The organism is Sphingobium sp. TB-6, from assembly GCF_012927365.1.
Taxonomy (GTDB): Bacteria; Pseudomonadota; Alphaproteobacteria; order Sphingomonadales; family Sphingomonadaceae; genus Sphingobium.
Genome location: NZ_JABBGL010000003.1, coordinates 161,926 through 182,119, shown reverse-complemented (window position 1 = coordinate 182,119; position 20,194 = coordinate 161,926). Strand labels below are relative to the sequence as shown.

Below are 20,194 nucleotides of genomic sequence, written 5' to 3'. Positions count from 1 at the left end.
CCTGTCCTGAACGCAAATATCCGATTTAGACCGACCGGCGCTCGACCATCGGTACAAAGGCAAAGCGGGCGAGATAATCCTCCTCGCCCGTAGGCCGCGCCAGATGATAGCCCTGGAACAGGGTGCAGCCGATCACGCGCAGCATCTCCATCTGCGCCTCGGTCTCCACGCCCTCGACCACCACCTCCATGCCCAGACCCTGAATCAGTCCGACGACCGCGCTGCAAATCGTGCGCGCTTCGGCCGAAACGGCGATGTCGCGGACCAGCGAACGGTCGATCTTCACCCGGTCGACGGGCAGTTCCCGCAATCGCGACAGGTTGGAATAGCCCGTTCCGAAATCGTCGATGGCTACGCGCACGCCATCACGCCTCAGGGCGCTCAACTGATCGAGCGTCCACGCCTTCATGTCCATCGCCAGCGATTCGGTGATTTCCAGTTCCAGCATGATCGCCGGAGTCTGATGCGCGTCCATAGCGTGGCGCAGGCGCAGGAAGAAATCCGCCTGCCCCAGTTCCCGTGAAGAGATGTTGATCGCGATACGCTGCGCGATCCCGCTCCGCGCCCAGCGCGCCGCCGTTTCGCATACCCGGCCCATGACCCAGTCGCCCAGCGCCACGATCGCGCCGCTTTCCTCGGCAACGGGCACGAAAGAACTGGGCATGACCAGATCGCGTTCCGGATGCACCCATCGGACCAGCGCTTCGGCGCTGACCGCCCGGCCGCTGCCGATCTCGATCTGCGGCTGGAATTCCAGCAGGAACTCGTCGCGTTGCAGGCCCAGCAGCAGGTCTCGCTCCAGTTCGGCGCGATCGGCGGCTTCCAGCGCCAGCTCTGTGGTGAACATCTCGGCCCGGTTACGGCCCTGATGCTTGGCATGATACATGGCGATGTCAGCCGAGCGCAGCAGCGCGGGCAGCGTGTCGCCATGTTCGGGATAGCAGGCGATGCCGATCGACGCGCCCAGGTCGACATGCTGGCTGCCCAGGTCGAACCGCTCGCGCAGCGCGAACTGGATGGCGCGGGCAATCCGGCCGGCGGTTTCCAGATCGGGCAGGGCAGGCACGAACAGGGTGAATTCATCCCCCGCCAGACGGCCGATCAGGCAGTCGCCGGTCCCCGCGCTGGCCTGCGCCATGGCGACTTCACGCAGGCGCCCGGCGACGCGCGCCAGCAACTGGTCGCCCGCCGCATGGCCCAGCGTGTCGTTGACACCCTTGAACCCGTCAAGGTCGATGAAGAACAGGGCCGCCAACCCCTCTTCGCTGCGCTCGGCAAGCAGCCGTTCGACCTGCCTGCAAAAATTCGCGCGGTTGGCAAGGCCGGTCACCTGATCGAACAGGGCCAGTGCCTGGACATGGTCCAGATTGGTCCGCACCTGGCTGAACAGGCTTTCCATCGCCACGGAGAGGTCAGGCAGTTCCTGGCCGATGTCGGCAGGCACGGCGGATTGCAGGTCGCCATGCGCCGCCGCCAGCAGCCGCTCGGTCGCCCCGTCTATGGCGCTGGCAGTCGTCGCCACGGTTCGGCGGGCGGAAGCCCAGCTCAATGTGCCGCACAGGATCGCGATGATGAGGGACCGGCCAATGCCGTCGATATCCGTCGCCTGCCCTTGGCCCAGGACCAGCGACAGGATGAACACCAGCGCCCCCGCGGCGCAGGCGAAGGCAGTGGCGCGGCTTGTCAATGTCACGCCCTGCATGTGCCTCCCTACCCGTGCAGCCCGATCCCGGATCAGCCGGATATGAAGGACAGTGGTTAAGAAAAGGTCAGTGCATTGCTCAAAAAAGGGCTTATTTCTTGCGCCGCATTATCACGTAGAGCGCGCCGTCGCCGCCGTGGCGCTGATGCGCGATCCGCACGCTCGCGATGCGGTCGGCGTAGCTGCTGGTTTCCAGCCAATGGCCGATCTCGCCGCGAATGGCACCGCGACGCGATCCGCCTGAAGATGAGGTTTTTGGCGGTTTGCCGGTGACCACCAGCAATATCCGGGCGTCCCGTGCCCAGGCCGTGGCCAGCGCCTGGTTAAGCTGGGCATGGGCCGCCGCCAGGCTATGCCCGTGCAGATCTATGGCCATGTCCGGCGCCAGATTTCCGCTACGGATTCTGCGCTCCCAGCTCGAATCCAATGTCGTTGCCGGAGTACGCGCCGGGGCCGCGGCAACGGTCTGAACGGAGAGAGGCGTTAACCTTGTTGCGCCCGTCGCCTCGACCGCCACCGCCGGAAGAGCGGGCGTCCGCGCGCCGGGCCGCATCGGCCTTACCGACCGGGTCAGCGCCGTCCAGAGCGCCTGTTCTTCAGAGGTGAGATTGCGCCGGGCCATCGCAGCATGACGTCAGGGCTGGCCGAGCCGCGCCGCCGACCCGAGCGGCAGCAGGATCAACGCGCTGCCGCGCGCCGACATGCCGCCCGCGATCATCCGGGCATCGCTGCCCGCGCCCCAAAAGCTGTCGAAGCGATTGGCGCCCTTGATCGCGCCGCCGGTATCCTGCGCGATCCAAATGCCATTGGGTTCGGCCCGGTCGAGCGACAGGAGAACCGGCGCACCCAGCGGCACATATTTGGGATCGGCCGCCACCGTCGCCTCCGGCGTCACCGGCACGCCCAGGGCTCCCAGCGGGCCCGCGCCAGTCAGTTCACGAAAGAAGACGAAGCTCTTATTCTCGTCCATGATCGCCGCGCCCTCGGCGGGATTGGCGCGCAGCCAGGCCATGATGTCCTGCATCGATCCTGCCTGGATCAGGCCGCGATCCTTCATCAGCTTGCCGATGCCGGTATAGTCGCGGCCATTCTGCCCGTCATAGCCGATGCGCATCACGCCGCCATCGGGCAGGATCAGCCGCCCGCTGCCCTGCACCTGGAGGAAGAAGAATTCGACCGGATCGGCGGCCCAGGCCAGTTCCAGCCCCCTGCCCGCCAGCGATCCCGAAACGATCTGCGACCGATCGTCGAAGGGGACGAAATTGCTGCCGTCCACCTTGCCTCTGATGGTCTTGCCCTTCAGGCTGTCGCTGAACAGGCCGAGATTGACGTCGACCAGATTGGGCGGGCGACGGTAGATCGGCACCTGATAGCCGGGCTGGCGCGTCCGCGATCCGGCGATCTCCGGCTCATAATAGCCGGTGACGAAGGCCTTTCCCTCGCCCACCTGCACCGCTTCGAAATAGCGGGAGAAAAATTCATTGGCCGATGCTTCGGGCCAGCTTGAGGCGGCAGCGCAGGCGCTGTTCCAATCCGCTCCCTGCGTCAGCCCGCTCTGGTCGCCCCGCTTCATCAACGAGGGGCAGGACAGGCGGAAAGCCTGGAGCGCTTTGCGCGAGCGCTCGCCCGAGGGAATGAGATCGGCAATATCGGGGCCACGCGTGACGCCAGCACTGACTGCATTGGCCGTGTCGACAGGCACCGTCACCGGCGGCGTTGTCGGCAAGGTCGGCCGGGGCGTGGAAGGAATGGGGCGTGTCACCGTCTCGCCACCGCCACGGGGCGGACGCGTCGGCGCGGGGCCGCCCGCGCCCGGCGGAATCACGCCGCCCGCGCAAGCGGACAAGAGCAGCGCTACGGCCAGCGCGCAACCCGCCCGCACTCCACCACCCAAGGACGGCAGGCTCATGCCGCCTCGTCGGTCTCGCTGAGCCTCCAATTGGGATCGGTGCTGCGCAGATCGCGCGAGAAGGTCCAGATATCGTTGGTGCCGACCGCGTCGGTCAACGAACCGGCGACGACATGGCCGTCCTTGTCCCGGGTGACCGCAGCGATATCCGCCTCGAACCGCAGCGATACCTCCGCCATGCGGCCCGTGACGCTGGCGTCGATGATCTGCGCCTTTTCGATCCGGACCAGACGATTGTCGAGGACGTGGCCCTCCGCCTGACGCGCGGCGATCGCTTCCTCGAAAGAGGCCAGCACATCGGCGTCGCAAAGCCATTCCAGCTCCTGCCGGTCGCCCCGCCAAAAGGCTTCCAGCACCATCTTGTAGGCGGCCTTGGCGCCCTCGACGAACTGGGGCACGTCGAAACTACGGTCCGCCGCGATCAATGCGCGCACGCCCGCCTCGCCGCCAGGGGCGATCAGGCCATCGGAAAGGCGCACCGAATCGCCCGCCATTTCCGCAACCGGCCGGGGCTGCACGATCGTCACTTTCGCGCGCTCGTCAGCCGGGCGCAGGGCGGGCTCCTGCTCATGCCCGGTGCGCTTGCCGAGCACGGAATAGAGCCGCAGCGCCAGAAAACCGGCAATCATGGCGAGGATGACGATCACATACACGGGGTCACGTACCCTTTGGACTGAATCTGAAAAACTGTAACGCTGCCAACATAAGCATGTTTCCCCGCATATTCAAATGGCCGCTTTTCATGTGCCGCATTGCTCCGCCCTGCCGCCCCTGCTAAGCGCGCGGATCAACAAGCGCGGGCATTCTGCCCGCCAGACGAACCTTAAACCTCAGGGAAATAAGATGGCCGAGGAAGCCGATATCATTCAAACCACCGGCAATGGCGCCGACACCGGCCCGCAGATTGCGCTGATCAGCCAATATGTGAAGGATCTGTCGTTCGAGAACCCGAACGCCCCGGCCGTCTACCAGTGGCAGGATCAGCCACAGATCGACGTCCAGTTCAACATCGGCGCCGACAAGGTGGGCGAGGAGGTCGTTGAAGTCTCGCTGAAGGTCGAGGTCAAGGCGACCGCGCCGCAGGGCACCGCCTTTGCCGTCGAGCTGGTCTATGCCGCGATCTTCGGCATGCGCAACGTGCCCGAAGACCAGATGCAGCCCTTCATGTTGGCCGAAGCGCCGCGCCTGCTCTTCCCCTTCGCCCGCCGCGTACTGGCCGATGCGATCCGCGACGGCGGCTTCCCGCCGCTGCTGCTCGACCCGATCGATTTCGGCGGCCTCTATGTCCAGCAGGCCAATGCCATGGCACAGACCACGGGCGAACCGGCCGGTCACGCCTGAGCAAAGCCAGAACATTCTCCTGTCCGTTTGTGCTGAGTAGGGACTGAGCTTGTCGAAGGCCCGTATCGAAGCAGCTCCGCAACCATCCTTCGATACGCCGCTTCGACTTCGCTCAGCGGCTACTCAGGACGAACGGGAAGCCATGGCATGAAACTGGCCAGGGCGCTGGGCTCGGTCGGCGGACTGACGCTCGCCAGCCGGATACTCGCGCTGGTGCGCGATTCGCTGGCGGCGCGCTATGTCGGCGCGGGTTTCGCGTCGGACGCGTTCAACGGCGTCGCCTTCCGCCTGCCCAACATGTTCCGCGCCCTCTTTGCCGAGGGGGCCTTCTCCGCCGCCTTCATCCCGATGTTCAACCGCAAGGCGGCGGGACCGGGCGGAATCGCGGAAGGCTATCATTTTGCCGAGCGGGCGCTGGCAGTGCTGCTGCCGGTGCTGGTGGTCTTCACCGCGCTGCTGATCGCGGCGGCCTGGCCGATCACCTGGGCGCTATCCGGCGGCTTTTCGCGCCAGCATCCGACGGCCGAGCAATTCGCCTTCGCGGTCATGCTGTCGCGCATCACCTTGCCCTATCTGGCGCTGATCAGCCTGGCCTCGCTGCTGGGCGGCATATTGAATTCGCTCGACAAATTCTGGGTGAATGCGGCGGCGCCGATCCTGCTCAACGTCGCCATGATCGCGGGACTTTGGCTGTTCCACGGCGCCAATGAATATGAAACGGCGCGGGTACAGGCGATTTCCGTCACTGTGGGTGGCGCGCTGCAATTGCTCTGGCTGGTCTGGGCCTGCCGCCGGGCGGGCGTGTCGATGAAGCTCAAGCGGCCGCGTTTCGACGCGGATGTGAAGGAGTTGCTCCGCCTGATCGTTCCGGCAGCGGCGGGCGCGGGCGCGTCACAGATCAACCTGCTGATCTCCACCGCCTTGTCGGGCTGGCTGCTCGCTTCGGGATCGATCACCTATATCTATTATGCCGACCGGCTGAACCAGTTGCCGCTGGGGCTGATCGGCATCGGGCTTGGGACCATCCTGCTGCCGACCATCTCGCGCCTGCTTTCGACCGGGCAGGAACAAGTGGCAATGGACACGCAGAACCGAGGCATCGAACTGGCGCTGTTCCTGACGCTGCCCGCCACCGTCGCCTTCATCATTGTGGCCGAGCCGATCGTGCGCGGGCTGTTCCAATATGGCCGCTTCACCGTGGAGGACGCGCAGCGCTGCGGCTGGGCCTTGTCGGCCTTTTCCATCGGCCTGCCCTCCTATGTGCTCGTGAAGGTGCTGACGCCGGGCTATTATGCGCGCGGCGACACCCGGACGCCGGTGCGCTATGCGATGCTGTCTATCGTCATCAACATCATCGGCAATTTCGTGCTGATCCCGCTGCTTGGTCAGCTAGGCATGGGCCATGTCGGCCCGCCGCTGGCGACGGCGCTGTCCTCCACCGTCAATGTCGCCATGCTCTATTCCACGCTGGTGAAGCGCGGACACTTCGCCGCCGATGCGCAATTGCGGCGGCGGCTGCCCCGGCTGGCCGTGGCCGCTGTCGCCATGGGCGCGGCGCTTTATGCGGGCGAAGGGCTGCTCGACCCCTGGCTTGGCGGGGTGATGATCCAGCGCTATGTCGCGCTGGCCGTGCTTGTCGGCGTGGGGATCGCGCTGTACGGGGTGGCCTGCTTCGTCACGGGCGCCTATCGGCTGTCCGACCTCAAGGCGCTGATGCGCCGCAAAAGTGCAACCTCATAAAGAACGGATCAAGACATGCGCGTCCTTTCCGGCATCCAGCCGACCGGCAATCTGCACCTGGGCAATTATCTGGGCGCGATCCGCAACTGGGTGCGGATGCAGGACGAAATGGACGCCGACAGCCAGTGCTTCTTCTTTCTGGCCGACATGCACTCCATCACCGTGCATGAGGGGCGCGAGCAGCGCATCCGCAACGTCCGCGACATGGCCGCCGCGCTGGTCGCCGCCGGGATCGATCCCGACCGCTCGGTCCTCTTCAACCAGGCGCGAGTGCCGGCCCATGCGGAACTCTGCTGGCTGCTGAACGGCACGGCACGGATCGGCTGGCTGAACCGCATGACCCAGTTCAAGGACAAGGTGGGCAAGGACCGCGAGGGCGCCTCCATCGGCCTGTTCGTCTATCCGGTGCTGCAAGCGGCCGACATCCTCGTCTACAACGCCACCCATGTGCCGGTGGGCGAGGACCAGAAGCAGCATCTGGAACTGGCGCGCGACATCGCCACCAAGTTCAACACCGATTTCGGCGTGGAACTCTTCACCCTGCCCGACCCGATCATCCCCAAGGAATCGGCGCGCATCATGTCACTGCGCGACGGCACGGCGAAGATGTCCAAGTCCGACCCTTCCGACATGAGCCGCATCAACCTGACCGACGATGACGATGCCATCATGCAGAAGGTGAAGAAGGCCAAGACCGATCCCGAGCCGCTGCCCGAAACCGCCGCTGGGCTGGCCGGGCGTCCGGAAGCGAACAATCTGGTCGGCATCTATGCGACGCTGGCGGGCACCACTGCCGACGCCGTCTGCGCCGAGTTTGCGGGCAAGGGCTTCGGCGCGTTCAAGCCCGCGCTGGGCGAGCTGTTGGTCGAAACGCTTCGGCCGATCCGGTCGCGGTTCATGGAATTGCGCACGGATGACGCCGCGCTCGACGCGATCCTGGAAAAAGGCGCGGCCAAGGCATCCACCGCAGCCGCGCCGACGTTGCGTGCCGCTTATGACGCCATGGGACTGATGCGCTGATGCCACAGGGGTCGCCAAAGCGGCGGCCCCTTCCCTGTCCGCGACGGAATAATCCTGCCCGCGCCGTCGTAAGGTTGGCAGGACATGGTTTGCGCCCATTCGCCCGTTACGCGCGTTCAAACGATGTTCAGTTGCGTTTTGCTATGGCACGACGCAAGATGTTTGGCAGGCGTAGTGCCTGATACAGGACGCAGAAAAATGACCCGTTTCAAAAAGATCGGCCTGATCGCGGCGCCCGCCCTGGCGCTCGTGGCGCTGTCGGGCTGCGCAACTTCCTTCAAGGCGGATGTCGCCCGCTTTCAGCAGCTCCCGGCGCCCGCCGGGCAGAGCTTCACCATCGTTGCGGACGATCCGCGTCTCGCCGGTGGTCTTGAATTTTCGCACTATGCCGATCTCGTCGGCCAGCGCCTGACCCAGACCGGCTATGTCGCGGCCGGTGACCCGGCGCGGGCCGACCTGATCGTTCGGGTTTCCTACGGCGTGGACAATGGGCGCGAGAAGGTGCGCTCGACCGGCGTCGGCGCGCCCGATCCCTTCTTTTACGGCGGCTGGGGCTGGCGCGGGCGCTGGGGCCGTCCCTGGGGCTATGGCTTTTATGATCCGTGGCTGTTCGGACCCGGCGGCTATAACGACATCAGCAGCTATACGGTCTATACCAGCGACCTCAGCATGAAGATCGACCGCGCCGCCGACCATCGCCGCCTGTTCGAAGGCAAGGCGCAGGCCCAGTCCCTGTCGAACAAGCTAACCTATCTGGTGCCGAACCTGATCGACGCGATGTTCACGGGATTCCCCGGTCAGAATGGCGAGAATGTGAAGATCACCCTGCCGCCCGAAAAGAAGGGCTGAACGGCATTTCGGAAGGGCGGCTCCCAACCATGCCCCTTTGCCCGGCGGTCGATGATCGCCGGGTTTTCTTTGGGGGGGTGTTGGCCAATTGCTGACGTTGATAATATCGTCATCCCAGCGAAGGCTGGGATCTCGTGAGGCTAGACCGTGCGCTATCGCCTGAGATCCCAGCTTTCGCTGGGATGACGGAAATGGGGTCCGCAACCCACCCTAAACCACCATCCTTCAGGGCATGCGCCGCACCGTCAGAATCTTCACCGGCTGCTCCAGCATCTGTCCCTTCATCACGCCCTCGCCAGCCGTGGGCGATTTGGGCGCGGCCAGGATCGCCTTCACCACTTCCATGCCTTCGACAATATGGGCGAAGACGGCGAAACCCTGATTGTCTCCCGCCGCCTCCGGATGCGCATCCATGCCCGGCATCTTGCCCAGCACGATGAAGAAATCGCCGGTCGCGCTGCCCGGCGCATAGCGGGCCATGGAAAGCGCGCCGTCATCATGGGTAAGGCCCGTCTGGCTTGTCGGTTCATGCTTGATCGGCGGCAGGACGCGCTTGGGATCGTTCTGCGCGCCACCCTGCACGAAGCCATAATCGGCCGTGCCGACACCGCGATAGAATAGCGTGCCGTCCAGCCGCTTCTGATCGACATAGCGCAGGAAGTTCGTGGCCGTGACCGGCGCCTTGGCGACATGCACGGCTACAACAATGCGCCCGACGCTGGTTTCGAGCGCGACCCGCACATCGGCGGGTGACGGCGCGGCAGCGGTCTGCGCGAAGGCAGAGCCAAGACAGAAAAAAGCGGCGAGGAAAAGAGAAAGCTGTCGGATCATGGCGTGAAGCCTAATCCAAAGCCCCGCCCCTGTCAGCCTTCCAACTGGCGCTGCAGAGCGCGGATATCGGCGTCGATATCCGGATTGCTCTGCCGCAATTCCTCGATCGTGCGCACGGCATGGATAACGGTGCTATGGTCGCGTCCGCCGAAGATGCGGCCGATCTCCGGCAAGGAGCGCGGCGTCATCTTCTTGGCGAGATACATCGCCACCTGGCGGGGACGAGCCACCGCGCGCGCCCGGCGCTTGGAGCGCATCTCCGCCGCGTCGATCTTGTAATGCGCGGCGCAGGCCTTCTGAATTTCGTCGACGGTGATCCGGCGGGCATTGGCGCGCACCGCGTCGGCCAGCATCCCCTGCGCGAACTCAAGGTCGATCGACCGGCCGGTGAGCTGGCCGTATGCGATGAGCTTGTTGAAGGCGCCCTCCAGCTCGCGGACATTGGAGCGGATCGAGCGCGCCAGGAAATCCACCACAGCGTCGGGGACCGGCGGGTCGCCGGCAATGGCGCGCTTGGCCTCCAGGATCGCAAGACGCAGGTCCAGCCCGGCCGGGCGGATGTCCGCGACCAGCCCGCCCGCCAGGCGCGAGAGAATCCGCGGATCGATCGCGTCCAGCATCTGCGGCGCGCGGTCGGCGGTGACGACGATGCGGGCGCCGGCATCGATGAGGTCGTTGATCGTGTGCAGGAACTCTTCCTGCGTCGACCCCTTGCCGGCAATGAACTGGATGTCGTCGATCAGCAGCAGCCGCGCCGCGCGCAGCCGCGCCTTGAACATCATGGTCTCATTGGCGCGCATCGCGTTCACAAATTCCATCATGAACCGCTCGGCCGACATGTAGAGGACCGGGGCCGAGGGCGAATGGCTTGAGAAAAGCTGAGCGATGGCGTGGAGCAGATGCGTCTTGCCCTGGCCGGTGCCGCCATGGATGAAGAGCGGGCTGAAACGCGGCTGGCTCTTGCCGGCCATGGCCTGGGCTGCCGAAAAGGCGAGATGATTGGTGTCGCCCGTCACGAACTCGTCGAAGCTGTGGCGCGGCTGAAAGTTCGAAGCTGGACCCTGGGCATCCGCAACGGCGTGATCGGGACTGACAGCCGTTTCCGCCTGATGCAGTTCCAGAATGCGGGGACCGACCGCATTGGGCGCACGTAGAAGGCGCACTTCGCGCACGCTGGCTCCTGCACAACGCCACGCCATCCGCAACCGGTCGCCAAACTGACCCGAGACGAAGTTCGCCGTGAAGTCGGAGGCGAACAGCAGATCGAGCGTCTGCGATTCGGGGCAATAATCGCCCAATTGCGCGGCCTTCAGCCACTGATCGAACATGCGCGCGCCGATGTCGCGGCGCAGACCGGCGCGAATGGTCGCCCAGGCCGTCTCCAGGCGCGCAGTCTGCTGCGTGTCGAGACCGCTGAAACTTCCAATCACTGCCGTAATATCCTTCATAAACAGTCGACCCCCATCAACTGCACCCCCATAGGCAGGGGCGATGCGACGCAGAAACCCGTTCCGGAAAAGCCCCGCCTTCCCGAGTTTCGTGCATCAACTAACCTTCTGATGGCCGCCGGAAATTCGATTCGAGTGGCGGCCGGAGGATCAAAATAGACAGGCCTGCTTCGCCGGATCAAGGGCACTGGCAGTCAAAAATGTGAAATAAAGCCGTTGACTCGGCAAACCCGCAGAAAAGGCCGGGTTGAATAAATTCATATATATATCAGATACTTAATATAGCGCCTTGGGTGCCACCTGTCTCGAATCGAGAGAGAATCGCCGGAAATGGGCACTTCCTCCAAAATGACCCTTTGGTGAACGAAACATGAAAAAGCCCGCCCCGCTGAGAATCGCGGGGCGGGCGTATTTCTTCTGACGAGTTTGAAAGTGGCTGGGGCTTAGCCCAGCGCGCCGACGCGCTTCGTCAGGCGGCCGAACTTGCGAGCCGCGGTATTCTTGTGCAGCACGCCGCGGGCCACGCCACGCGCGAGTTCCGGCTGGACCGACTGAAGCGCCGTGGTCGCAGCCGCCTTGTCGCCGGCGGCGAGGGCGGTTTCGACCTTCTTCACCAGGGTGCGAATCCGGCTGATGCGGGCGCCGTTGATTTCGGCGCGGCGGGCGTTGCGGCGGATGCGCTTCTTGGCTTGCGGCGTATTGGCCATTTACTGTCCTCGGTTCTCGTCAAATCTCATGAAAAGGCCCGCCGGGAATCGCCAGCCAGCCCTGTGAAGGTGCGCCCCTTACAGGGGATCATGAGGGGCGTCAACCGCTGAACGCCCCGCTATCGCTGGCATTTCGGGCAGAAAAAGGTCGATCTGCCTCCATCCACCCGGCGGCTTATGGGCGTGCCGCAGTGGCATGGCTGCCCTTCGCGGCCATAGACCCGCCATTGTTTCGAGAAATAGCCCAGCTCCCCATCGGGCCGCGCATAGTCGCGCAAGGTGGAGCCGCCAGCGGCAATGGCGGCGGTCAGCACCTCGCGAATCGCCTCGACCAGCAAAGTAAGGCGCGGGCGGCTGATCTTGCCCGCTTCGCGGGTCGGGGCGATGCCCGCCATGTTGAGCGCTTCGCAGACATAGATATTGCCCAGGCCCGCGACGATGCGCTGATCGAGCAGCGCGGCCTTGATCGAGGTCGCCTTGCCATGGAGCCTGGCCGTCAGGGCAGCGGCGGTGAAGTCCGGACCCAATGGTTCCGGCCCCATGCGGGTGAACGGGCTGTAGCTTTCCCAAACCTCGCTGCGGACGAGATCGAGCGAGCCGAAGCGGCGTGGGTCGTTGAGGGAGAGCAATCGCCCGCCCGAGGTCTCGATCAGCAGATGGTCGTGCGCACCGATCTCCGCCGGATCGATTCGCCAGCGGCCGGACATGCCGAGATGGAAGATCAGCGTGTCGCCCCGGTCGGTGTCGATCAGGCCATATTTGGCGCGGCGGGACAGTGCCGTGATCGTGGCGCCGGTCAGCCGCTGGCGCAGGTCGACGGGAATCGGGAAGCGCAGGTCGGCGCGGCGCGGCTCGACACGGGTGAGGACGGCGCCCTCAAGAACCGAGCGGAGGCCCGCGACCGTGGTTTCGACTTCAGGGAGTTCGGGCATGGCCTTTCTATGTCGTGCGTCAACCGGCCGGGCAACAGGCGACTTGATGCATGCGCCGCTCCCCGGACATTTTAGCTGATCTCAGATGTTTCCTCTCCCCGGGAAAATGCTCTAGAGCGTGCGCCCATGAGTGAAACCGCTTCCTTTGGCTATCGCGATGTCGAAGCCACCGACAAACAGGGGATGGTCCGCGCCGTCTTCTCCAACGTGGCGTCCAAATATGACCTGATGAACGACGCCATGTCGGCGGGCGCTCATCGGTTGTGGAAGGACCAGTTCGTCAATCGCGTGAAGCCACGGCGGGACGAGCAGATCCTCGACATGGCGGGCGGCACCGGGGACATTGCTTTTCGGATGCACAAGCATGGCGCGCAGGTCACGGTGTCGGACATCAACCCCGAAATGCTGGCCGTGGGCGTCGAGCGGGCACAGAAGAAAGGCTATGAAGGGCTGATCTGGTCGGAGCAGAATGCGGAAGTGTTGAGCTTCGGGGAACGCGCTTTCGACGCTTATACGATCGCGTTCGGCATCCGCAATGTGACGCACATCGACAAGGCGCTGCGGGAAGCGCATCGGGTGCTGAAATTTGGCGGGCGCTTCTTCTGCCTCGAATTTTCCACCACGACCTGGCCGGGCTTTTCCGATGTCTATGACGTCTATTCGCATCGGCTGGTGCCCAAGCTCGGCAAGCTGCTGGCGGACGATGAGGACAGCTATCGTTACCTGATCGAATCGATCCGGCGCTTCCCGCCCATGCCGGAGTTCGAGCGGATGATCCGGGAAGCCGGGTTCGTGCAGACCAAGGTCGAGCCGATTCTCGGCGGGCTGGTCGCAATCCATAGCGGCTGGAAGATTTGATGGGCATGCAAGTAAAGCCCCTCCCCTTCAGGGGAGGGGTTGGGGTGGGAGCCATCCATTTTGCACAGCGCTTGGGGCACTCCCCCACCCCCAACCCCTCCCCTTCAGGGGAGGGGAGCAAGTAACGTGGCCTCCCATATCACGCATATCTGGCGGCTGGTTAAGTGGAGCCGTATCCTAGCGCGCCATGGAGCCTTGCGGGGAATTGAGCGCGATCCCTTGACCCCGACGCCAGTGCGGCGGCTGATCAAGGTGGCGCGTTTCGGCGCGCGCGTGCCCAGGCAACCACGCTATGCCGACGCCTTTCAGTCCATCGGCCCGGCGGCGATCAAGCTGGGGCAGACGCTGGCGACGCGGCCCGATCTGGTGGGCGACGAGGCCGCCAACGATCTGCTGCGCTTGCAGGACGCGCTGCCGCCCGTGCCCTTTGCGACCATCAAGGCGCAGATCGAGCAGAGTTTCGGGCGACCGCTGGAGGCGCTGTACAGCCGCTTCGATGAGGAGCCGGTGGGCGCGGCCTCCATCGCGCAGGTGCATCGGGCGGTCACTACGCAGGGGCGCGACGTCGCGGTCAAGGTGATCCGCCCCGGCGTCACCGATCAGTTCAATCGCGACATCCAGACCTATGAATGGGCCGCCGCCCATGTCGAGATGCTGGGCGGGGAACTGGCGCGGCTGCGGCCCCGGCTGGTGATCGCGAACATGAAGCGCTGGACGGCGCGGGAACTCGACCTGCGGCGCGAGGCGGCTTCCGCCTCCGAATTGGGCGAGGCGATGGAGGCGATGCCCGGCTATCGCGTGCCCGCCATCGACTGGGACCGCACCAGCGGCAAGGTCATGACCATGGAGTGGATCGACGGGGTCAAGATCTCCGATCGGGACGCGCTGATCGCCGCCGGGCATGATGTGAAGGAGATCGCGTCGCGGCTGGTGAACGCTTTCCTGCGGCAGGCGATTGCCGAGGGCTTCTTCCATGCCGACATGCATCAGGGGAACCTGTTCGTCACCGCCAATGGCGATATCGTCGCCATCGACTTCGGCATCATGGGGCGGATCGACCGTCGGGCGCGCATGTGGCTGGCGGAGATTCTCTATGGCCTGATCACCGGCAACTATAAGCGCGTGGCGGAAATCCACTTCGAGGCGCAATATGTGCCGGGCCATCATAATGTGGAGGAGTTCGCGACGGCTCTGCGGGCCGTGGGCGAGCCGATGCGCGGCAAGCCGGTGCGGGAACTGTCGGTCGGCGGCATGCTGGACGGGCTGTTCGCGATCACCCGCGATTTCGACATGCAGACCCAGCCGCATCTGCTGCTGCTGCAAAAGACCATGGTGATGGTGGAGGGCGTGGCGACCTCGCTCGATCCCGACATCAACCTGTGGGAGACGAGCGGGCCTTATGTGAAGGAATGGCTGCGATCGGAACTGGGACCGGAGGCGAAGGCGGCCGATGCGCTGATCGAAAATTGGCGGATTTTGCAGCGGCTGCCGGGACTGGTGAAGCGGATCGAGGAGGCTTTCCCCGAAAAGGGTGGCGCGCCGCCGCCGCCGCCTTTGCCGGAGGTGCGGCTGATCCGGGTCGGGGCCGGGTGGCGCTATGTGGTGGTGGCGTTGCTGGCCGGAGCGATCGGGGCTGGCGCGATGGCGGCGGTGACGTCCTTTCTGTAGGGGTTGTTTTCGGCCGGAGGTGGACGTTGATAATAGGCTACATATATCTTTTCAGTTACCGTTCATCCCGTTCAAGGCATTGACAGTCAGCGATGGAGCCTCTTCCCCTGTCCCGGACCGCCCTCGCATGCCGAACCATGATCGCATGAGCGCCCGCTGGCTTCGCGTCGCCGCCATTGCCGTGGCGTCACTCGCCTTGATGGCGCGCCCGGCGGCGGCGCAGCAGATCTTGCGGGACGCGGAAACGGAAGCCTTCATGGCCGATATGTCCGCGCCCTTGGCCAAAGCGGCGGGCATGGAGCCGCGCAATGTCCAGGTGCTGGTCATCAATGACCCGGATATCAATGCCTTCGTCGCGGGCGGCCAATATGTCTGGGTGCATAGCGGGCTGATCGCCGCGGCCGACAATGTGAACCAGGTGCAGGGCGTGGTCGCGCACGAAATCGGCCATATCGAGGGCGGCCATGTCATCCGCTATGGCGAAGGGATGAAGGAGGCGACCGGCATCACCCTGCTCAGCCTGGTTCTGGGCGCTGCGGCGATCGCGGCGGGCGGCGCGGAAGCGGGCATGGGCATTTTGGGCATGGGGCAGCAGGCGGCGATGGGCAAGTTCCTCGCCTTTTCGCGCGCGCAGGAAAGCTCCGCCGATCTGGCCGGCGCGCGTTATCTCAGCAAAGCCGGGATTTCGGGCAAGGGCAGCCTGGAATTTTTCAAGAAGCTGCAGAACCAGGAATATCGCCTCGCCATCCCGCAGGACGACAGTTACGGCCGCACCCACCCGCTGTCGGGCGAACGCATCAATGTGCTGCGGGAGGTTTATAGCGTCGATCCCGCCTGGGACAAGCCGATGGACCCGAAGCTGGAGGCGCGGTTCGAGCGGATCAAGGCGAAGCTGGTCGGCTTCGTGTCGGAGCCTAATCAGACCCTCATCAAATATCCCGAAAGCGACCAGTCGATCCCGGCCCATTATGCGCGCGCCTATGCCTGGCACAAGAGCGCCTATCCGGACAAGGCGCTCAGCGAGGTCGACGCGCTGCTGACCGCTGCGCCGCACGATCCCTATTTTCTGGAGTTGAAGGGGCAGGTGCTGCTGGAAAGCGGCAAGCCCACCGATGCCATTCCGCCATTGCGGGAAGCGGTGCAGCTTACCAACCAGCCGCTGATCGCCACCCTGCTCGGCCATGCGCTGATCGCGACGGAGAATGACGCGAATTTCGCGGAAGCGGAAAAGGTCTTGCGCAACGCCATAGCGCGGGACCGGGAAAATCCCTTCGCCTGGTATCAATTGGGCGTCGTTTACGAGCATCGCGGCGACCTGCCCCGCGCGGCGCTGGCGACGGCGGAGCGCTATTCGATGATAGGCGAGGACCAGATGGCGCTGCGCAGCGCCGACGCCGCGATGCAGGGGTTGAAGCCAGGCACGGTTGACTATCTGCGCGCACAGGATATCGCCATGGTCTCCCGCGCCGCCGTCGAACAGAAGCGAAAGAAAAAATGACCGAAAATTCGCGACCCGGCTTTCGCGCGGCGCTTTCCAACAGGACCATATTGATGACCCTTGGCGTTTTCGCCTTCATCGCCGTCACCGCGACCGGCGCTGCGCTAGGCACGCAGAGCACTGGCCGCGTGGATGCGAGCGACAAGGCTGCGATCGAGCAGATCGTCCACGACTATATATTGGAGCATCCCGAGATCATTCCGCAGGCGGTCGAGAAATTGCAGACCAAGCGGATGGCCGGCACGATCGACGCCAGCCGCCAGACCATCGAAACGCCCTATGCCGGGGCATGGGAGGGCGCGGCCAAGGGCGATGTGACAGTGGTCGAGTTTTTCGACTATGCCTGCGGCTATTGCCGGGCTTCGCTGCCTGACCTTGCCAAGCTGGTGGGTGAGGACAAGGGGGTCAAGGTCGTCTATCGCGAACTGCCGATTCTGTCCGACGAGAGCATCAATGCCGCGAAGGTGTCGCTGCTGGCGGCGGAGAAGAACCAATATATGCCTTATCACCGGGCGCTTTATGCAGCGGGGAAGGTGACGCGCGAGACGATCCTGGCTGCGGCGGCCAAGGTAGGCATCGATGCAAAAGCTGCACAGGCGGCGATGGCGGACAGCAAATATAATGCGGAGATCCAGTCGAATATCGGACTTGCGCAGAAATTGCAGGCTAGTGGCACGCCGACCTTCGTGATCGGAGGACAGGTGCTGAACGGGGCTGTGGGTTATGATGCGTTGAAGGCGGCGGTGGCTTCGGCGCGGGGGAAATAAGCGGCGGTTTTGGGTGGGGGCGGACATTCTGCTTGCGCCGTTTCCCAGAAACGCAACGTACTCCTGCGCAGGCAGGAACACGTTGCGCCTAATGTCCCGTACTGACCAAGAACGGACATTCCGCTCCACCATTTTCAAAACCATGACCTCCTGCCTCCTCCGCCATTGACTCAGCCATGCCTTTTGCCTATCGGACGCCCCCTGACATGCGGCCGCCCGCCCGGCGGCCCTTTTTTGTCACGCCCGATTCTTTAGATTTTTTGAGGAATGAACGATGAAGCGCACCTTTCAGCCAAGCAATCTGGTTCGGAAGCGCCGTCACGGTTTCCGCGCCCGCATGGCGACCCCCGGCGGCCGCAATGTGATCCGCGCACGCCGTTCGCGCGGCCGCAAGAGCCTGAGCGCCTGAACGACGCGCCGCTAGCGAGCGCGCCTGCCGTCATGGCACGGCGCGCCGATTTTCTGGCGGCGAATCGCGGGCGGCGCGCGCCCATGCCGGGCTTTGTCCTGCTGGTGCGCGAACGTGGCGATGGCGATCCGGCGATGCGCATCGGCATCACGGTCACGAAAAAGATTGGCGGCGCTGTCATCCGCAACCGGATGAAGCGCCGTTTTCGCGTCCTCGCGCGGGAACTGCTGCCGTCGCTTGGCGTGCCGGGGGCCGACCATGTGCTCATCGGGCGCGTCGAGGGGATCGAGCGCGATTTCGGCCTGCTCCGTGGCGAGATGGAGAAGGCGCTGCGCAAGGTGATGAGCCGGCCTGTTGGCGAGGCGCCGCGCAGGAAGGGGCGGCCTTCTGCCCCGAAGGATAAGGCGCTTTTGCGAAAGCACCCGACCGAAACCGTCGGCTCGGGAGAGCCTGGTCCAGACACAGCGATTCCAGGCGACGACCGAACCGGGCCGCCGCGAGCCGGTCTCGCTCCAGTGCCTTCGCAGGAACATGGAGCGGAAAAGCCTTGATCGGGCGCATCCTCATCCTGATCGCGCGCTTCTGGCAGCTTGGTCCTTCGCGCATTTTACCGCCCAGTTGCCGCTATGCCCCCTCCTGCTCGGAATATGCCATTCAGGCGATCCGCAAATATGGTGCTGTGAAGGGTAGCTGGCTGGCCACGAAGCGGCTAATGCGATGCCACCCTTGGGGCGGTTCGGGTTACGACCCGGTCCCCTGACACAGATTTCAAAAGATACGGCGGAGCCGACAAGCGTGGACGACAAGAAGAATATCATTCTGGCGGTGCTGCTGACCGCGGCGATCCTGTTCGGCTGGCCCTATGTCACCAAACATTTCTTCCCCGCCGCCAATCCGCCCGCGACCAAGGTCGAAAGCGGCAAGACCACGCCGCTGACGCCCTCCGGTTCCACTCCGGCGGCCGAAGGCTCCGCCGCGGTCCGCGATCTGGCGCTGGTGTTGAAGGACAGCCCGCGTATCCCGATCCGCACGCCCAAGATCACCGGCTCGATCAACCTCAAGGGCGCGCGCATCGATGACATCGTGCTGCCGACCTACAAGGAAACCATCGCCAAGGATTCGCCCGCGATCCGCCTCTACAGCCCGAGTGGCACGAAGGACGCCTATTTCGCAGGCTTCGGCTGGCAGGGCGAAGGGGTAAAGACGCCCGATGGCAGCAGCGTCTGGACCGCGCAGAGCCAGGAACTGACCCCGACCAGCCCCGTCACGCTGACGTGGAACAATGGCGCGGGCCAGACCTTCGAGATTCGCTATGCGATCGACGAAAATTACATGATCACCGCGCAGCAGAAGGTGTCGAACAGCAGCGCCGGCGCGGTGGGCGTAAAAAGCTATGGCTATGTCAGCCGGGCGCATCCTTCGGTCGATCCCGACACCTGGACGATTCACGTCGGCCCGATGGGCGTGTTCAACGGCGCGGCCAATTATGACGTGAATTACAAGGATCTGGCCAAAGGACCGGCGAGCCAGAGCTTCCAGTCGACTGGCGGCTGGATCGGCTTTACCGACAAATATTGGCTGTCCGCGCTGGTGCCTGATCAGAAGGCCGCCTTCTCCGGCCAGATGCGCAAGGGTGCGGGGACTCAGTTCCAGACCGACGTGTCGCTGGCCCCCGTGATGCTCGCGCCCGGCAAGGCGGTGACGCAGACCAACCGGCTGTTCGTCGGCGCCAAGGAAGTGAAGACGTTGCAAGCCTATGAGCGGGCGGGCGTGCCGCTGTTCGACCGGGCGATCGATTGGGGCTGGTTCTACTGGTTCGAACAGCCGATCTTCGCGTTGCTGCACTGGCTGTTCACGGTCATCGGCAATTTCGGCGTGGCGATCATCTGCCTGACCTTCGTGGTGCGCGGCCTGATGTTCCCCGTCGCCCAGCGCCAGTTCGCCAGCATGGCGGCGATGCGCGCCGTGCAGCCCAAGATGAAGGCGCTGCAGGAAAAGCATAAGGACGACAAGCAGAAGCTCCAGCAGGAGATGATGGAGCTGTACAAGCGCGAGAAGGTGAACCCGCTCGCCGGCTGCCTGCCGATCTTCATCCAGATTCCGATCTTCTTCGCGCTGTACAAGGTGTTGCAGCTCACCATCGAAATGCGGCACCAGCCCTTTGTCCTGTGGATCAAGGATCTCTCCGCGCCCGATCCGTTGCACATCGTCAATCTCTTCGGTCTGCTGCCGTTCACGCCGCCCGCTTTCCTCGGCATCGGCCTGCTGGCGCTGCTGCTCGGCATCAGCATGTACTTCCAGTTCAAGTTGAACCCGGCCCAGATGGACCCGATGCAGCAGCAGGTGTTCGCGATCATGCCGTGGATGATGATGTTCATCATGGCGCCCTTCGCGGCGGGCCTGCTGGTTTACTGGATCACCAACAACTGCCTGTCGATGTTGCAGCAGTGGTTCCTCTACAAGCGCCACCCGCAGCTCAGCGCAGCGACCGCGAAATAAGGCTGCAATCTCAGTG

At 64.2% G+C, this 20,194-nt stretch carries 19 protein-coding genes and 1 pseudogene; 12 read left to right on the top strand and 8 right to left on the bottom strand.

The genetic code is table 11. The features are described from left to right. Positions 1-25: 25 nt before the first annotated feature. The 4 genes from HHL26_RS06195 to HHL26_RS06180 form a co-directional block, all read right to left on the bottom strand. Complete coding sequence (locus HHL26_RS06195) at positions 26-1,702, bottom strand: EAL domain-containing protein (protein ID WP_066559911.1); 1,677 nt, start codon at positions 1,700-1,702, stop codon at positions 26-28. Between the two features lie 91 nt (positions 1,703-1,793). Then, on the bottom strand, positions 1,794-2,324 hold the full coding sequence (locus tag HHL26_RS06190) for a Smr/MutS family protein (protein WP_066559913.1): 531 nt from the start codon (positions 2,322-2,324) through the stop codon (positions 1,794-1,796). 12 nt (positions 2,325-2,336) lie between these two features. Beyond that, positions 2,337-3,611 (bottom strand): murein transglycosylase A, encoded by a 1,275-nt coding sequence (locus HHL26_RS06185; RefSeq protein WP_066559916.1) that lies wholly within the window; start codon positions 3,609-3,611, stop codon positions 2,337-2,339. Further along, positions 3,608-4,264, bottom strand: a complete 657-nt coding sequence (locus tag HHL26_RS06180) for a Tim44/TimA family putative adaptor protein (RefSeq protein ID WP_066559918.1) — start codon at positions 4,262-4,264, stop codon at positions 3,608-3,610. Before HHL26_RS06180 ends, HHL26_RS06185 begins: the two co-directional genes overlap by 4 nt. A 190-nt stretch (positions 4,265-4,454) precedes the next feature. Between HHL26_RS06180 and secB the strand changes: the two genes are divergently transcribed. From secB to HHL26_RS06160, 4 genes are all read left to right on the top strand, one after another. After that, positions 4,455-4,952 carry a protein-export chaperone SecB gene (gene secB, locus HHL26_RS06175; protein WP_066561959.1) on the top strand — a complete coding sequence of 166 codons (498 nt, stop codon included), beginning with the start codon at positions 4,455-4,457 and terminating at the stop codon, positions 4,950-4,952. Positions 4,953-5,099: 147 nt separating this feature from the next. Beyond that, positions 5,100-6,692 carry a murein biosynthesis integral membrane protein MurJ gene (gene murJ, locus HHL26_RS06170; RefSeq protein WP_066559919.1) on the top strand — a complete coding sequence of 531 codons (1,593 nt, stop codon included), beginning with the start codon at positions 5,100-5,102 and terminating at the stop codon, positions 6,690-6,692. Between the two features lie 15 nt (positions 6,693-6,707). Next, the gene (gene trpS, locus HHL26_RS06165) at positions 6,708-7,712 is read left to right on the top strand and encodes a tryptophan--tRNA ligase (RefSeq protein WP_066559920.1); all 1,005 of its coding nucleotides are present in this window, start codon (positions 6,708-6,710) and stop codon (positions 7,710-7,712) included. A 198-nt stretch (positions 7,713-7,910) separates the two neighbouring features. Beyond that, a complete protein-coding gene (locus tag HHL26_RS06160) occupies positions 7,911-8,561 on the top strand; it encodes a DUF4136 domain-containing protein (RefSeq protein WP_066559924.1) in 651 nt (216 codons plus the stop codon). A gap of 225 nt (positions 8,562-8,786) precedes the next feature. Here HHL26_RS06160 and HHL26_RS06155 read toward each other — a convergent pair whose 3' ends face one another. The 4 genes from HHL26_RS06155 to mutM form a co-directional block, all read right to left on the bottom strand. Next, on the bottom strand, positions 8,787-9,392 hold the full coding sequence (locus HHL26_RS06155; protein WP_066559926.1) for a peptidylprolyl isomerase: 606 nt from the start codon (positions 9,390-9,392) through the stop codon (positions 8,787-8,789). A gap of 32 nt (positions 9,393-9,424) precedes the next feature. Next, positions 9,425-10,840: a chromosomal replication initiator protein DnaA gene (gene dnaA / locus HHL26_RS06150; RefSeq protein WP_066559928.1), complete on the bottom strand. Its 1,416-nt coding sequence runs from the start codon at positions 10,838-10,840 to the stop codon at positions 9,425-9,427. Between the two features lie 443 nt (positions 10,841-11,283). Further along, on the bottom strand, positions 11,284-11,547 hold the full coding sequence (rpsT, locus tag HHL26_RS06145) for a 30S ribosomal protein S20 (protein WP_066559930.1): 264 nt from the start codon (positions 11,545-11,547) through the stop codon (positions 11,284-11,286). A gap of 119 nt (positions 11,548-11,666) precedes the next feature. Further along, positions 11,667-12,479, bottom strand: coding sequence for a bifunctional DNA-formamidopyrimidine glycosylase/DNA-(apurinic or apyrimidinic site) lyase (gene mutM, locus HHL26_RS06140; RefSeq protein WP_066559931.1), 813 nt, complete (start codon positions 12,477-12,479; stop codon positions 11,667-11,669). A 126-nt stretch (positions 12,480-12,605) separates the two neighbouring features. Between mutM and HHL26_RS06135 the strand changes: the two genes are divergently transcribed. The 8 genes and pseudogenes from HHL26_RS06135 (at position 12,606) to yidC (ending at position 20,178) form a co-directional block, all read left to right on the top strand. Continuing rightward, entirely contained in the window at positions 12,606-13,337 is a 732-nt protein-coding gene (locus HHL26_RS06135) for a class I SAM-dependent methyltransferase (protein ID WP_066559933.1), read from the top strand. Positions 13,338-13,463: 126 nt separating this feature from the next. Next, entirely contained in the window at positions 13,464-15,005 is a 1,542-nt protein-coding gene (ubiB, locus tag HHL26_RS06130; protein WP_066559939.1) for a 2-polyprenylphenol 6-hydroxylase, read from the top strand. Between the two features lie 127 nt (positions 15,006-15,132). Further along, positions 15,133-16,503: a M48 family metalloprotease gene (locus HHL26_RS06125; protein WP_066559942.1), complete on the top strand. Its 1,371-nt coding sequence runs from the start codon at positions 15,133-15,135 to the stop codon at positions 16,501-16,503. Next, positions 16,500-17,270, top strand: a complete 771-nt coding sequence (locus HHL26_RS06120) for a DsbA family protein (protein WP_066559944.1) — start codon at positions 16,500-16,502, stop codon at positions 17,268-17,270. Before HHL26_RS06125 ends, HHL26_RS06120 begins: the two co-directional genes overlap by 4 nt. A 274-nt stretch (positions 17,271-17,544) precedes the next feature. Beyond that, positions 17,545-17,679: a 50S ribosomal protein L34 gene (rpmH, locus tag HHL26_RS06115; protein WP_021317369.1), complete on the top strand. Its 135-nt coding sequence runs from the start codon at positions 17,545-17,547 to the stop codon at positions 17,677-17,679. A gap of 32 nt (positions 17,680-17,711) precedes the next feature. Beyond that, positions 17,712-18,056, top strand: a pseudogene (rnpA, locus tag HHL26_RS06110) (ribonuclease P protein component); the annotation flags it as partial. A 170-nt stretch (positions 18,057-18,226) separates the two neighbouring features. Then, positions 18,227-18,439 carry a membrane protein insertion efficiency factor YidD gene (gene yidD, locus HHL26_RS06105; protein ID WP_082748686.1) on the top strand — a complete coding sequence of 71 codons (213 nt, stop codon included), beginning with the start codon at positions 18,227-18,229 and terminating at the stop codon, positions 18,437-18,439. Between the two features lie 35 nt (positions 18,440-18,474). Then, positions 18,475-20,178: a membrane protein insertase YidC gene (gene yidC, locus HHL26_RS06100; RefSeq protein ID WP_066559954.1), complete on the top strand. Its 1,704-nt coding sequence runs from the start codon at positions 18,475-18,477 to the stop codon at positions 20,176-20,178. Positions 20,179-20,194 lie beyond the last annotated feature (16 nt).